Origin of the sequence: Roseibium sp., assembly GCF_965216085.1 — a bacterium.
In the GTDB taxonomy this organism is placed as follows: Bacteria; Pseudomonadota; Alphaproteobacteria; order Rhizobiales; family Stappiaceae; genus Roseibium.
In genome coordinates this window covers 352,293-365,713 of sequence record NZ_OZ244138.1, presented here as the reverse complement: position 1 = coordinate 365,713, position 13,421 = coordinate 352,293, and the positions used below count along the sequence as shown (strand labels likewise).

The window sequence follows — 13,421 nt, the reverse complement described above, 5'->3', positions numbered from 1 at the left end:
GAACAAACCTTACATCTCAGTGGTGGTGAGGATGGCTCTTTTTGAAAGCCGCTTTTTGCTCCTCGGTCGCTTCGGTCTGGTGTTTGGCCTTCCAATCAGCATAAGGCATGCCATAGACCAGCTCACGCGCTGCTTCTTTTTCCACATCCAGCCCTTTTTCATTGGCAGCTTCCGCATACCAGTTGGACAGGCAATTGCGGCAAAAACCAGCAAGGTTCATCATGTCGATGTTTTGGACATCCGTGCGTCCGCGAAGATGTTCCACAAGCCTGCGAAAGACGGCGGCTTCCAGTTCGGTTTTGGTTTGATCGTCCATCAATTCATCTCCCTCAGCTCTTATCCGGCATACACCCTGTCACTTGTTATCGCATCGGGATACATAGTGCCGGACTTGCCGGCATTCTTGCGCCTGCGACAAATTCCTTAAGATAGGCTCGAGCCGATCGGCCCATTCCAATGCCCCCGCCTCATCGGCGATCAGGTCCTGGCGCACTTCCAGAAGGGCTTGCGACAGCCCCCGTTTGGTTGCGTGCCGGTACATCGTGTCATTTTCAAGGGCGCCGTCGTAAGGTTCGTTGTCCCCCACGATCAAATCACTTTGCGCCCGCAAACCGTCCAGCATGGGCGTTACAGCGCGTGGATCGCTGTCCCACAGCACCGTCACGTGCCAGGGACGGGGCACACCCCGCCAGACCGGTGTGAAGCTATGGATCGAAATAATAACCGGCGCCGGTGCGGCTGCCATCATTCGGTCCAAGGTCCCGGAGATCAGTCCATGATAAGGTTTATGGAATCGGTCGATCCGGCGCTGGCGTTCAGCTTGGTCGACTTTCGCATTGCCGGGCACCACGGCGCCATCCGACAGACGCATGATCAGCGTTGGATCATCTTCGCCCCGATTGGGGTCGATCAGCAATCTTGAAAACGTCGACAGGCAGGCCGGGGCGTTGAGCCTTCGGGCCAGCTCGAGTGTTACAGCACGCGCACCAATGTCATATCCAATGTGCCGCTCGAACTGGGCGGCCGGAACACCCAGGTCGCCATATTCTTGCGGCACTGTATTGCGGGCGTGGTCGCACAGCAGCAAAACCCCGGCGCTCTCATCACCATGAACATATTCATACGGCTGAAAGGAAGTGTCCGGCATCAGCGCAGGATCAGTCATCTAGATCTTCTTGATTACGAAAAACAGCATTATTGGCAGGCGGACAGGTGTACGCCAAAGCTGGCGGGGAACCAAGTCCGAATAATCCGCAATGTCCGCAAAACAGGCACTCGAATCGCTGTTTTTGAACAGCAGACAATTTCGGCGCCAATCATTACCCCGATGTTTTTGATGTGGATGAAAGTGTTTGTATACCGTTTTTTGACAGCTGGGCTGTACCCACAAGGTTACTGTCATGTTCCCGCCCCAATTATCACCACATACGATAGTTTGGTTTTATCCGGGTGGGCCAAAAGGGTATCAGTGCGGCAATAATAGGGTTTTACTCTTGCACATATATTGTTAACGACGTTGACAAGACACTGTTGTCCACGCAAAAAGCCAATGTCTGTAAAGCAGCAAAGTGAACGACTGCGTATGTTTGAGGTAGGGGAACGGCACCAGGGCAGGTCTCGGACGTGGATCAACACGTCTATTAAGACCTTATGCGCCTTTGGTATTGCCCTCTTCATAAGTGCTGTAAGCAGCGGAAGCGCCAAGGCTGACCTTCGTCTTTGTAACAAGACGGACAGCCAGGTCGGAGTGGCTATCGGCTACAAAGATAAATCCGATTGGATCACAGAAGGCTGGTGGAATCTTGAATCCAACAGCTGTGAAACTCTCGTACCCGGCTCTCTGGTGTCACGTTACTATTACATCTATGCGGTCGATTACGATCAATTCGGCGAATGGGGCGGCCGGGCGTTCATGTGCACCCGGGAAAAAGAGTTCACCATCCGCGGAATTGAAGACTGCGTTGCTCGAGGTTTCGAGCGGACAGGCTTTTTCGAAATCGACACGGGCGAACAGAGCAGCTGGACGGTCCAGTTGACCGAGCCCGTGCAACAAGGGACAGGTGGGCGATGAGGCGAAACCGACGAGTTAAAATTCTAGCTACTCTCGGACCCTCCTCCTCAGAACAAGACATCATCGAAAAGTTGTATCGTGCTGGCGCGGACGTGTTCCGCATCAACATGAGCCACACTGACCATGACCGTCTCAAGATGCTGGTATCCCGCATCCGTGCTGTAGAGGAAAATGTAGGACGACCGATCGGCATTTTGGCCGATCTTCAAGGACCCAAACTACGTGTCGGCACATTTGGCGATGGCCCGGTGATGCTGGAAAACGGAGCGGTCTTTACTTTGGACGCAGATACTTCTGCGGGCGATATCAACCGGGTCCACCTACCGCACCCGGAAATCTTGAAAGCCCTGGAACCCGGGCACCGGCTGCTGTTGGATGACGGCAAGATCCAACTGCGTGTGACTGAAGCTTCTGCGGCTAAGGCCGTAACCGAGGTCATTGTGGGCGGCAAGCTGTCCGATCGCAAAGGCGTCAGCGTTCCAGATTCTGAAATCGCCACAAGTGCGATGACGGAAAAGGATCACAAGGATCTGATTGCGGCACTAGACCAGAACGTTGACTGGATTGCTCTGTCCTTCGTGCAACGTCCTGAGGATCTTGCAGAAGTCCGCAAGATCACGCGCGGCCGCACCGGCGTATTGGCGAAGATCGAAAAACCGCAGGCCATTGGCCGGCTGGACGAGATCATTGAGCTGTCTGACGCAATCATGGTTGCCCGTGGCGACTTGGGCGTGGAAATGCCTCTGGAACAGGTTCCTGGCTTGCAAAAGCGGATCACGCGTGCCTGCCGCCGGGCCGGCAAACCAGTTGTCATCGCGACACAGATGCTGGAGTCGATGATTACATCTCCGGTTCCAACCCGCGCAGAAGTTTCGGATGTTGCAACAGCAGTTTACGAAGGCGCTGACGCGGTCATGCTGTCCGCCGAGTCCGCTGCCGGTGATTTTCCGGAAGAAGCTGTCTCGACCATGGACAAGATCGCTCAAGAAGTTGAGCAGGATCCAAACTACCGGACCATCATCTACGCTCAGCGCACCGAACCGGAAGCAACAGGGTCCGATGCGATTTCAGCTGCGGCACGCCAAATCGCTGAGACGCTTAATCTAGCCGCGGTCGTCTGTTACACCACGTCGGGGGCAACCGGCCTTCGTGCATCGCGGGAACGCCCGTCTTGCCCGATCATCGTTCTGTCTCCGGTCATGGCAACCGCCCGCCGGCTATCGCTCGGCTGGGGCCTGCACTGCGTTGTCAGTGAAGACGCCGCCAACGAAGAAGACATGATCGACCGCGCCTGCCGGATTTCTCATTCCGAAGGATGGGCAAAACCAGGTCAACGGATCATCATCACCGCTGGCGTCCCGTTTGGAACACCTGGCTCTACCAACATGTTGCGGATTGCATTTGTTGGCAATGACGGACAGGGCGGCATTTGACGGTTCGTTAAGCAAAACAAAAGGCGGCCTTTTTTTTGGCCGCCTTTTTAAATCGATTAGCCTTTTACCGCCGCCCTAATTCGTCACCCGAAACTGGCCTGCGCCTTAAAGACGGACAAACTTCTCCCGATCAATTGTTTTAAACGGGCTCGCCTTCAGCAGCCTTTTCAAGTGCCTCTATTGCATTCTCGGCATTTTCCAGGCCTGGGTGGATCTGAAGCGCCCGGCGGAATGTTTCTAGCGACTCGTTTTCAAAACCCAAGCGCCGCTGAATGATCGCAAGGCCCGAGAGGGCGCCCCAATGCCGGGGCTCCAGCGCCAGCGTGCGCTCTATGTCGACCAGCGATTTTCCAAAGTCTTCTTTCATATAATGAACCGTCGCGCGCCGGTTCCAGCCTTCGGCAAAAGAGGGGCGCAGCACAACAACCACATCAAGCAGATCGAGCGCCAATCCATGGTCTTTGGCTTGTATCGCATGTCCGGCCCGCACCATAAGCAAGTTTACGGTATCGGAGCCTGAGTCCATCCAGATCCGCCGGATATCGCGCGACACACGCTCCCGCACAGCGGGATCGTCTGCTCCCGAAAGATCCGCGTACAGACTGTCGAGTTTAGAAAGAGTTTCAGTGGGGTCTTCGTCTTCAACCACCACTTGGCCGCCAGTCTCCGGCTCGGGATCAGGCAGCGCATCAAAATCCTCGACGGACGGCGTGTCAGCCTCCGGACCGAGATCAGGCACCGTTTGCGCTGTCGCGGCAACCGGAGCGAATAGGATAAGAATGGCAAACACAAAAATCCGCATCCAACGATTATGGATCGTTGAATGCGGCGGTCAATCCCGGATATTGACACTATCGCGTGTTTCTGCGGTTTACGAACAATTTGTCAATCTCAACGCCGATAGAGCGCATGCCATTGACGTTACTATTCGTTCCCAGCTGAAACGCGCGAAGCAGGATTAGCCCTGACGTGCCTTAAAACGCGGGTTTTTCTTGTTGATGATGTAAACGCGGCCCTTACGGCGGACCATGCGGTTGTCCCGGTGACGGGTCATCAACGCTTTGAGCGAGTTCTTGATCTTCATGTCACTGTCCCCGTGGGGTCGTTTTCTACTTCAAACTAAATGAGCGCCCAAGGCGCTCATATCCTCATTCAGTTTCCGGAAAGTTGCTGCAGCCTTCTGCGCTAGTCTTCCAGTCACCTACGCATCTTGATCAGATCAATCAGCGTAATAATGGTGGGCGTGACAGGGATTGAACCTGTGACCCCTTCGATGTCAACGAAGTGCTCTCCCGCTGAGCTACACGCCCGAATTTCTTCGGCCATCGGCGCCCCAACGCCGTGGTGGGGTGCGATATAGCGGGGATCGAAAACCAGTGCAACCCCCTTTTCACTGAACTGTCAAAAAATCCTGTGCACCGGATAACCCTGCTGATTGATGCTCTCAAGCAGCCAGCATCCGCTCCACTTCCTGGACCAAATCTTTGAGATGGAACGGTTTTGACAGGACCTTGGCATCCTTCGGCGCATCCGATTCCGGATTAAGCGCAACCGCTGCAAAACCGGTGATGAACATCACTTTCAGATCCGGGTCCAGCTGCGTCGCGCGGCGCGCCAGCTCGATGCCATCCATTTCTGGCATGACGATGTCCGTCAAAAGAAGTGAAAACGGCTCTTCACGCAATCTTTCATATGCGCTTTTGCCGTTGTCGAAGGACACGACATCATGCCCGGCATTTTCCAAAGCCTTCGCCAGGAAGCGGCGCATGTCATTATCATCTTCGGCAAGCAGGATTCGCGACATAGTGGGCAACCAATTTCCTTTGAATTCGCGGAGCGATTAAACCTTTTGCCGGTTATAGCCCGAAATCAAAAGAAAGATAGGAAGAATTGGTTGTCCTAAGCTTTTGACCGAACCACTGTGGACTGTGTGTTGATTCCTTGGCACCATAGGATATCGCCTTAGCCGGGACATTGAATTTGACAAGCTTACCACCAAGCACCTCGAATGCCCTGTTTGATACCGACTTCAACGGCCTGCCCGCATTCGAAGTTTTATGCCCCGCAGATCAACGGCTTCCCTTCGTTTTCAATTCGCCACATTCTGGACGGCAATACCCGGAAAGTTTTCTAGCCGCCTCCCGTTTGGACGAACAGTCGATCCGGCGCTCTGAAGATGCCTATGTGGATGACCTGTTTGCACATGTGGTGCCGCTTGGCGCTCCCATGCTTAGAGCACATTTCCCGCGGGCCTATCTGGATGTCAATCGGGAGCCCTATGAGCTCGATCCAAAAATGTTCGATGGCCGTTTGCCGTCCTATGCCAATATCCGTTCAATACGGGTCGCAGGCGGTTTGGGAACGATTGCCAGGATCGTCAGCGAAAACTACGAGATTTACAAACACAAGCTTCCGGTGGAAGAGGCTCTTGGCCGCGTTGAAGCGATTTACAAGCCATATCATTCCACTCTTCGGCGGCTTTTGGCGCAAACACATGTGACCTTTGGCCATGCCGTCCTGATCGACTGCCACTCCATGCCGTCCAGCGTGAAATGCCAGTCCACGGACAGCCGGCCGGATTTCATCCTTGGTGACCGCTATGGCACCAGCTGCAACAGCGACTTAACCGACTTTGCTTTTGAAGCCTTGCGGAACAAAGGCTACAGCGTTAGCCGGAACAAACCCTATGCTGGCGGCTTTATTACAGAACACTATGGCCGGCCCTCGAGCGGCCTGCATGCCCTGCAGATTGAAATCAATCGCGGCCTCTATATGGATGAAACGACCCAGAAGCCAACAGACGGCTTCGGTCAGCTGTTCCACGATCTCAAGGATTTCGTCCGCGAACTCACCGCAATGCCAGATGCTGGCCTGATCGCGGATCCGATCGCGGCCGAATAGCTCCTTCGTTAAATCGAATAAAAAAAAGGCCGCACTCAAAAGAGGCGGCCGAAGTCTAGGGAGGAAACGCCCAAGGAGGGCGATGCGACAGAAAACTCTATCGCACCGCAATAAGATCGCATTGCATCGCACAAATTACAAGCCTATAAGCGATTACTTCATGCTCAAAATATGAGCATTGGTTCAGGTATTTCGATATCTTTTTTTGCAATTCAGGTTATAAAACAGTCACCTGGCGCCACTATCAACCATAAACCCACTTTATTGGCCGGAGGAATCATGTCCATGCCGCTTGCTGCCAGCATCAACCCGCTGGCTCCGTTTCTTGATCAGCTCGCCGATGCCGCCAGCTCTGCGATCATGCCGCATTTCCGGCAGGGATTTTCGGTCGTTAACAAGCTGGAGAGCGGCTTTGACCCCGTGACCATTGCCGATAAGAACGGCGAAACGGCCATGCGTGCCCTGATCAATCAGCATCACCCGGATCACGGCATTCTGGGCGAAGAGCATGGTCCGGAAAACCTAGAGGCCGATCACGTTTGGGTTCTCGATCCGATTGACGGCACACGCGCCTTTATCACCGGGCTTCCGACATGGGGCTGCCTGATCGGGTTGCGCTCTGAGGGCAAACCCAGCCTCGGGATGATGGCTCAGCCTTATATTGGCGAACGCTTCAGCGGCGATGGCCAGCGCGCCTGGTATCAGGGACCATTGGGATCGAAAGATCTCAAGACACGGCCCTGCGCTTCCTTGAAAGATGCAGCGCTGTTCACAACCACGCCCGCGCTGTTTTCAGAAACCGAACGCCCCGCCTTTGACCGCCTTGAAGCTGAAGCGCAACTTACCCGCTACGGCACCGACTGTTATGCTTATTGCATGGTGGCCGCCGGGCATGGAGATGCGGTGATTGAATCCGGACTGCAAGCCTACGACATCGTGGCCCTGGTGCCGATCATCGAAGGCGCCGGCGGCGTTGTCACCACTTGGACAGGTGGTTCACCGGCTGAAGGCGGACAGATTGTCGCTTCCGGAGACCCGCGGCTGCACGACATTCTTCTGACGGAACTCTCTAAAGCAGCTGACTAGGGTCCTGACCCTAACACTCAAAGAAGACCGGCATAAGGACGAAAACCTTCAGTTCGCGCCGGTTTTCTTCAGTTCCAGATCTGCTTCGTATCCTGGAATAAACGCATCAAATGCCGCCCAGACTTGGTCGCGGTAGGCGTCAGCCTCCATGAGCAGCTCGTGCTCAGCTCCCGGGATTTCAATATAGGCAGCCGTTTTCGTCCGCGAGACGAACTCCTCAATGGCGGGCGTGGACACGATCCGGTCCCGGCCGGCGGCCAGGATGACACACGGCAGTTTGATTTCCGGTCCAGCGCGGCGCTTGCGCAACGACATCATCGCCGCCCTGGCCGCATTCAGCCAGCCCATCGTCGCAGACCCAATACCGAGTTCTGGATGGTCCTCCAGAACTTTTGAAAACCGCCGAAAGCGCTGCCGGTCGGAGGTTTGCCGGTTGGTGTCGAACGGCACCGTAATCTTGTCGTTTCCACCTGGAACATAAAGCCGGCCAAGCAACAGCCAGGAACAAATCCGAGCAATAGGAAACCCGATTGTCTCTGTGATGCTTGATGTTGCAGGCTGAGCAGCTTTCAATGGGTGCTTTCCCAGAAAACCGAGGGTTAGGATCCGCAAGGCTTTCCGCCCCAGCGGCAGAAGGTCTCCGCCCCAGTCTTCCGCGGCAAGGCCCAGCAGCGGCGCTGTAATCACCGCACGGTCGAGCATTGTCCGGAGGCGGTGCGAACCGGTGAGCAAAATCAAGCCGCCGGTTGAATGGGCAAGCGCAAAATGAGGTCCGGGATATGTTGCGAGTGAAATTTCTTTCAAGATTGTCAGAAGATCGATCTGATACTTTTTGAAGCTGGACACATGTCCCCTGAACGGGCTGCGGGTCAGCCGGTCTGATCCTCCCTGCCCCCGCCAATCGAACGCTACAACGGCAAACCCACGCGCTCGGAGATCAGAGACAACTTCGAAGTATTTCTCGATAAACTCCGCACGCCCCTGAAGCAGGGTGACCGTGCCGCGATGCGGTGCTCCCAAGGCAGGCCAATGCGCATAGCGCAGCTTGATCCGGTCTTTCGTTTCAAGAAATCCGGATACGCCTCCCTCCGGGACTTGATTGTCCTTGGTATCAATCAGGCTCATGGTGGTCCGATTCGCGCTTGGTTTTATTAAGTGATAATCGCCCACCTTGCACGTCACAACAGACTTCAGGCCGGCTTTTGCAAAAGCCGGCCTCTGAGAAGTGTTATTCGGTCTTACCAGCTGTAATTCCAATCAAAGCGGGGACCGAGCGGACGGCTTCGAACGATATGCGCATTGCGCGAATCAACCACCAACCGCATCGGAAATCCGCGCCAGCCATGTGCTTTGACAATGTACATCGGTCCGCGGCGGTCAATGATCTTGATCCGGTAGAATCCGCGATGGCGCAGGCTCCGCCGTATCTGGCGCGGCCCCATTGCATGATGATGACGGCCATGACCGCCGCGCCATCCTTTGCCCGGACCACGGCGGTGATCGACGTTGACAATATGTTCGGCTTGATATGCTGGAATTGCGCCCTTGCCGGAAAGTGGCATTGCCTGCACTCCCGAAACCGCGCCAGCCGCCATAACAAAAACGGCAGCTACAACTGGGGCAGTAAATTTCCTGGAAATCTCTTTGCTGAAGGAATTGATCATCTTGCATCTCCTCACGCCGTCAGCCCCGCGCTGACGTTGTCTGAAAAATGGCTGAGACCGATTGAACCGAAGCGGAAGACCTTGTTCATCTCCGGTTCATCCAGGCAAAAATGAACGCAAAAGAACCCCCTTGAATTCAAAAACAGGAATGCCCACCTGATGAATTGCAGGCGCCAAATTGGGTCTGCACCGCGAGCCGGTCCTGCCAATGATGGGGGACAGAGGTCCGCAAAAACACATGAAGTATAAGTTGCTCAAAGAGAGGACAGACCATGCGTCACTTCGACTTTTCTCCGCTCCACAGGTCAACCATCGGCTTTGACCGCCTGTTTTCAATGCTGGATGCAGCTGGCAGCGAAACACCAAGTTATCCGCCCTATAACATCGAACGCACTGGCGAGAACTCCTACCGCATTACCATGGCGGTTGCCGGGTTCGCTGAAGACGAACTTTCTGTAGAAGCCAAAGAACACGTTCTAACAATCAAGGGCGAAAAGGGCGAAGAGCCCGCTGATCGCGAAATTCTTTACCGCGGCATTGCTTCGCGGACCTTTGAACGCCGTTTCCAGATCGCAGAACATGTCCGCGTGAACGGCGCCAGCCTCGAAAATGGCCTTCTGCACGTGGACCTTGTCCGCGAACTGCCGGAAGCCATGAAACCGCGCAAGATCGAGATCACATCTGGCGCAGCAAAACAGCTTGAAACCACCGCACACTGACCCCGCAGCTTTCCCCTCAAGCTGATAGCGGTGGCGAGGCGCCTGACTTTCAGGCGCCTCTTTTTGATGTCTGAAGTCTTATGTCACTGAATTTCGGACAAGACCGTCAAAAACGCTTCAACCTCCGCCTCGTCCGTCGCAAAACTGCACACAAGCCGCAAGCAGACTTCATCGTCCTTCGGAGAAAGATTATCGCCCAGGTCCTTTGCAGGCCATTCGTAGAGCTTTGCCCCAGCTCGTTCCAAGGCTTCGAACTGCGATCTCTTTAGTATCGGAAACAGCTCATTGGCTTCCACCGGCCATGCGGTCCGCCCACCGGCTGCCCGGATGCCTTCCGCGAGCTTCAAGGCCATGTCGTTGGCGTGATTTGCCGTTTCCAGCCAGCTGTCGCTTTCAAAGTAACCGTCGAATTGCGCGGCAACAAAACGGCTCTTGGAAAACAGGTGCCCCCCGCGTTTGCGGAAGTACTCAAAACCTTTGGCTGCTTCCAAATCAAAGAAGACGACCGCCTCTGCGCACCAACAACCGTTCTTTGTTGCGCCAAATGAGAGCACATCGACGCCAGACTTCCAGGTCATATCTGCCGGCGAACATCCAAGTGTCGCCAGCGCATTGGCAAACCGTGCGCCGTCCATATGCAAGGGAACGTTCCGCGAACGGGCGACGTCTTTCAGCGCAGCGATTTCATCCAGAGTGTAGACAGTTCCGCTTTCCGTGGCCTGGCTGATCGATACGCTGGCAACTTGTCCGTGATGCACAACACCGTCCGGAAAAGCTTCCATGGCGTCCCGCAGGGCGTCCGGAGTGAATTTGCCGTTCGCCCCCGAAACGGAAACAAGCTTACCGCCGCTGGTCATAAATTCGGGGCAATTGCATTCATCGACCTGAATATGCGAATCGCGATGGCAGAAGATGGCTCCCCCAGGCTTTGCGTAAGCCGCCAGCGCAAGGGAGTTGGCAGCTGTCCCGGTCGCGACGAAATAGACAGCCACCTCCCGCTCAAAAATCTCATTGAATTTCTGAGAAATGCTCTCGGTCAACGGATCCGTCCCATAAGCCGGAGCGAACCCACTGTTGTGGCGGGAGAGCGCCGACATCACCGCCGGAGCCGCACCCGCCCAATTGTCACTAGCAAAATTCATCAGGCCGTTAAATCACCACGAACAATGGCCGGCAACTGAAATCCTAGTAGTACATTTCCCGTTTTCGGTATTGTGCGCCAAGAAGGGTATCTAGGGAGAAAAGTCCCCCACCTTTGAGAGTCGGCACGAGCAACAGGAAGATCCAGAGCAAACGATCATCCAAGATTTTCGCATAAGGGTCGCCATCAAAGAATGCACCGATTGTCTTGGCATCCGCGCCATGGCCGGTGATGTCGACATAGCTCATCACTAGAATGAATACGATCATACCGAGGCTTGCAGCTCGCGTGAACAGGCCGACTATGACAAGAATTGGCAGAATGAACTCGCCCCAAGTTCCAAGAAGCACAATCAAGCCATAAGGGAAAAAGGCGATTTGACTGGTGTCGTAACTTACTTGCTCCATCAGAGCGGGCAACATTTGCGCATAAGCGCCTGCAGTGGGCGTGAAGATATTCATGATGCTTCCGCCGATTTTCGTCAGCGCGGAATTCCAAAAGAATTGGAACAAAACGGCTGCGAAAATCACCCTGGACGCCAGACTAAGGAACCACCCTTCGGTAACGCGCTCCAACGTATTAAAAACAATCGCATAGAGCCGTACACACAAACCAATAATCATACCCATCTTCGTCTCTTTTCTTGTTTCTCACCGGACCGGGTATCAGGTTGCCTCGAGCCGGTACAAATCAGCAAACGCCCCATTTGTAAGTAAGTCCGACAAACAGTCGGAAAGGGAAAAATCAGCATTGTTGGACAGTGCTGTGTCCGCTGCCTCTCCAAGGGTCTTCCCAGAAAGTAAGCAGCTTGAAAACTCATCGGCGCCGGCCAGCAACAGGTGCACGTCCACATCAAATTCCGGCCGTGTTACCAAGACAGTCTGACCGGCCGCCAAGTCAATTTCGACCTGCGCTTCCTTTTCAAATCGGTTGATCCGCACCAGATCCCAAACCGGCCACTCCGACGCCAACAGCGTCGCTGCGGGATGTTTGACAAACATGATGGTTCCAAGACCTTCCGGCGGGACAGCCCCCAGAGCAGCGGGATCCAGAACCGGAATATCGGCCGCGTGATAGGCCTGCACCCATGCCCACTCCAGACGTGCAACGTCACCGAGGTAGGGGTAGGACGCCAAAGGTGGAAAGGCCACGATAAAATCCGGGAACTCAGCCCCGTACCACATCAGGACCGGGGACTGCGGCGGATGATCCATGACGAATGCACGGGCCAGCGCAGAAAAATATTCATCGCCCAGCAGATTCTTGATGGCCGGAAAAGTCTCGCCCAGCGCTTCACAAAGGCTGACCACAACATTGTTCCGGTAAACATTGAACCGCTTGGCATCCGGTTGCCCGTCCGGACCGATTACCCCCTCGGGTGTTCCAACGGATGGATCAAACAGGGCATCGCCAAAACCACCGGTGGATACCATCGGCACTGTAGACTGAACGCTCATCTTACCCGGCGGCCCTATATTCGGCTTCGGCAGCCCGGGACAGGATCTCACCGGCTGCCTGAGCCTCTTTGAGAAGAACGGGCCAGGCTGGCACATCGTTGTCCCACTCTATGAGGGTTGGCAGAGCGCCATTTTGTTGAATGACCGTTTCATAAAGTGCCCAGACCTCATCATCGACAGCCCTGTCATGGGCATCAATCAGAAGCGGCCGGCCAACCTCATCGACATCCGGTGCATGCCCGCCAAGATGAATTTCACCGACAAGGTGAACCGGAAAGTCGGCGAGATAACTTTCCGCGGACCGCGCGTGATTGGTGCAGGACACATAGACATTGTTGACGTCGAGCAGGAGCCCACATCCGGTTCTTCGAGTGACTTCCTTCAGAAAGTCCAGCTCACTCATGGTGCTTTGAGCAAAAGCGACATAGGTCGACGGATTTTCCAGGAGCATCTGACGACCGACAAAATCCTGCACTTCGTCAATATGATCACACACGCGATTGAGTGTTGCCTCGTCATAGGGAACCGGCAACAGGTCATTGTAGTAGGTCGTGTCATGGGTCGACCAGGCAAGATGCTCTGAAAACAGGCCCGGCTCATACCGCCGGTTCAAATCAGCAAGGCGTTGAAGATGCTTCTTGTCCAGGGGCTGTTCGCCGCCAATCGACAATCCGACTCCATGAAGAGACAACGGATAAGCGTCGCGGATCGCAGTCAGTTGCTGGTGCGGACGGCCACCGGCTCCCATATAGTTTTCCGCATGAACTTCGAAAAAACCAATCTGAGGACGGTATTCCAGAATCTCAGCGACATGCTCTGCCTTCAGACCCGCCCCGGGCAATTTTGGAACCGCAGAAGCAGCGCCGAATTTCGGATTGCTCAGAGTATCGGACTGCATGGTAATCTCCTGCACCCATATGAATGTGTCAGGCGGGCGGTACAAACCGCC

The 13,421-nt window shown here is 54.8% G+C and carries 16 protein-coding genes and 1 tRNA gene; 5 read left to right on the top strand and 12 right to left on the bottom strand.

Annotated elements, in window-relative coordinates:
• Positions 1-16: 16 nt before the first annotated feature.
• Positions 17-316 (bottom strand): DUF1244 domain-containing protein, encoded by a 300-nt coding sequence (locus tag ACOOFE_RS01760; RefSeq protein WP_141184828.1) that lies wholly within the window; start codon positions 314-316, stop codon positions 17-19.
• A gap of 39 nt (positions 317-355) precedes the next feature.
• Entirely contained in the window at positions 356-1,165 is an 810-nt protein-coding gene (locus tag ACOOFE_RS01755; protein ID WP_420413385.1) for an N-formylglutamate amidohydrolase, read from the bottom strand.
• Positions 1,166-1,582: 417 nt separating this feature from the next.
• Between ACOOFE_RS01755 and ACOOFE_RS01750 the strand changes: the two genes are divergently transcribed.
• On the top strand, positions 1,583-2,071 hold the full coding sequence (locus ACOOFE_RS01750) for a DUF1036 domain-containing protein (protein WP_420413384.1): 489 nt from the start codon (positions 1,583-1,585) through the stop codon (positions 2,069-2,071).
• A complete protein-coding gene (gene pyk, locus ACOOFE_RS01745) occupies positions 2,068-3,504 on the top strand; it encodes a pyruvate kinase (protein WP_141184826.1) in 1,437 nt (478 codons plus the stop codon). The genes ACOOFE_RS01750 and pyk overlap by 4 nt, the downstream gene beginning before the upstream one ends.
• 139 nt (positions 3,505-3,643) lie before the next feature.
• Here the strand turns inward: pyk and ACOOFE_RS01740 are convergent, their stop codons facing one another.
• The 4 genes from ACOOFE_RS01740 to cpdR all read right to left on the bottom strand — a co-directional run bounded on the left by ACOOFE_RS01740 (position 3,644) and on the right by cpdR (position 5,308).
• A complete protein-coding gene (locus ACOOFE_RS01740) occupies positions 3,644-4,294 on the bottom strand; it encodes a tetratricopeptide repeat protein (RefSeq protein WP_420413383.1) in 651 nt (216 codons plus the stop codon).
• A gap of 168 nt (positions 4,295-4,462) precedes the next feature.
• Positions 4,463-4,588: a type B 50S ribosomal protein L36 gene (ykgO, locus tag ACOOFE_RS01735; protein ID WP_006932207.1), complete on the bottom strand. Its 126-nt coding sequence runs from the start codon at positions 4,586-4,588 to the stop codon at positions 4,463-4,465.
• Between the two features lie 151 nt (positions 4,589-4,739).
• A tRNA-Val gene (locus tag ACOOFE_RS01730) sits at positions 4,740-4,814 on the bottom strand.
• A gap of 134 nt (positions 4,815-4,948) precedes the next feature.
• Positions 4,949-5,308: a cell cycle two-component system response regulator CpdR gene (gene cpdR / locus ACOOFE_RS01725; protein ID WP_141184824.1), complete on the bottom strand. Its 360-nt coding sequence runs from the start codon at positions 5,306-5,308 to the stop codon at positions 4,949-4,951.
• A 209-nt stretch (positions 5,309-5,517) separates the two neighbouring features.
• Between cpdR and ACOOFE_RS01720 the strand changes: the two genes are divergently transcribed.
• Both ACOOFE_RS01720 and hisN read left to right on the top strand, forming a co-directional pair.
• Positions 5,518-6,405 carry an N-formylglutamate amidohydrolase gene (locus tag ACOOFE_RS01720; protein WP_141188622.1) on the top strand — a complete coding sequence of 296 codons (888 nt, stop codon included), beginning with the start codon at positions 5,518-5,520 and terminating at the stop codon, positions 6,403-6,405.
• A 279-nt stretch (positions 6,406-6,684) separates the two neighbouring features.
• Positions 6,685-7,491 carry a histidinol-phosphatase gene (gene hisN / locus ACOOFE_RS01715; protein WP_420413382.1) on the top strand — a complete coding sequence of 269 codons (807 nt, stop codon included), beginning with the start codon at positions 6,685-6,687 and terminating at the stop codon, positions 7,489-7,491.
• A 48-nt stretch (positions 7,492-7,539) separates the two neighbouring features.
• Here the strand turns inward: hisN and ACOOFE_RS01710 are convergent, their stop codons facing one another.
• Together ACOOFE_RS01710 and ACOOFE_RS01705 are read right to left on the bottom strand one after the other, a co-directional pair.
• Entirely contained in the window at positions 7,540-8,616 is a 1,077-nt protein-coding gene (locus ACOOFE_RS01710; RefSeq protein WP_420413381.1) for an alpha/beta fold hydrolase, read from the bottom strand.
• Between the two features lie 113 nt (positions 8,617-8,729).
• Positions 8,730-9,155 (bottom strand): hypothetical protein, encoded by a 426-nt coding sequence (locus ACOOFE_RS01705; RefSeq protein WP_420413380.1) that lies wholly within the window; start codon positions 9,153-9,155, stop codon positions 8,730-8,732.
• 272 nt (positions 9,156-9,427) lie between these two features.
• On the opposite strand from ACOOFE_RS01705, the gene ACOOFE_RS01700 reads away from it, so the two are divergent.
• Entirely contained in the window at positions 9,428-9,874 is a 447-nt protein-coding gene (locus tag ACOOFE_RS01700) for an Hsp20 family protein (protein WP_141184820.1), read from the top strand.
• A gap of 83 nt (positions 9,875-9,957) precedes the next feature.
• Here ACOOFE_RS01700 and ACOOFE_RS01695 read toward each other — a convergent pair whose 3' ends face one another.
• Genes ACOOFE_RS01695 through ACOOFE_RS01680 form a run of 4 tightly spaced genes read right to left on the bottom strand, consistent with a single transcriptional unit; the run spans position 9,958 to position 13,370 of the window.
• On the bottom strand, positions 9,958-11,016 hold the full coding sequence (locus ACOOFE_RS01695) for a threonine aldolase family protein (RefSeq protein ID WP_420413379.1): 1,059 nt from the start codon (positions 11,014-11,016) through the stop codon (positions 9,958-9,960).
• 43 nt (positions 11,017-11,059) lie between these two features.
• Positions 11,060-11,644: a DoxX family protein gene (locus ACOOFE_RS01690; RefSeq protein WP_420413378.1), complete on the bottom strand. Its 585-nt coding sequence runs from the start codon at positions 11,642-11,644 to the stop codon at positions 11,060-11,062.
• Between the two features lie 36 nt (positions 11,645-11,680).
• Complete coding sequence (locus ACOOFE_RS01685) at positions 11,681-12,472, bottom strand: DNA-binding domain-containing protein (RefSeq protein WP_420413377.1); 792 nt, start codon at positions 12,470-12,472, stop codon at positions 11,681-11,683.
• A gap of 1 nt (position 12,473) precedes the next feature.
• Complete coding sequence (locus tag ACOOFE_RS01680; RefSeq protein ID WP_420413376.1) at positions 12,474-13,370, bottom strand: DUF692 domain-containing protein; 897 nt, start codon at positions 13,368-13,370, stop codon at positions 12,474-12,476.
• Positions 13,371-13,421: the final 51 nt, after the last annotated feature.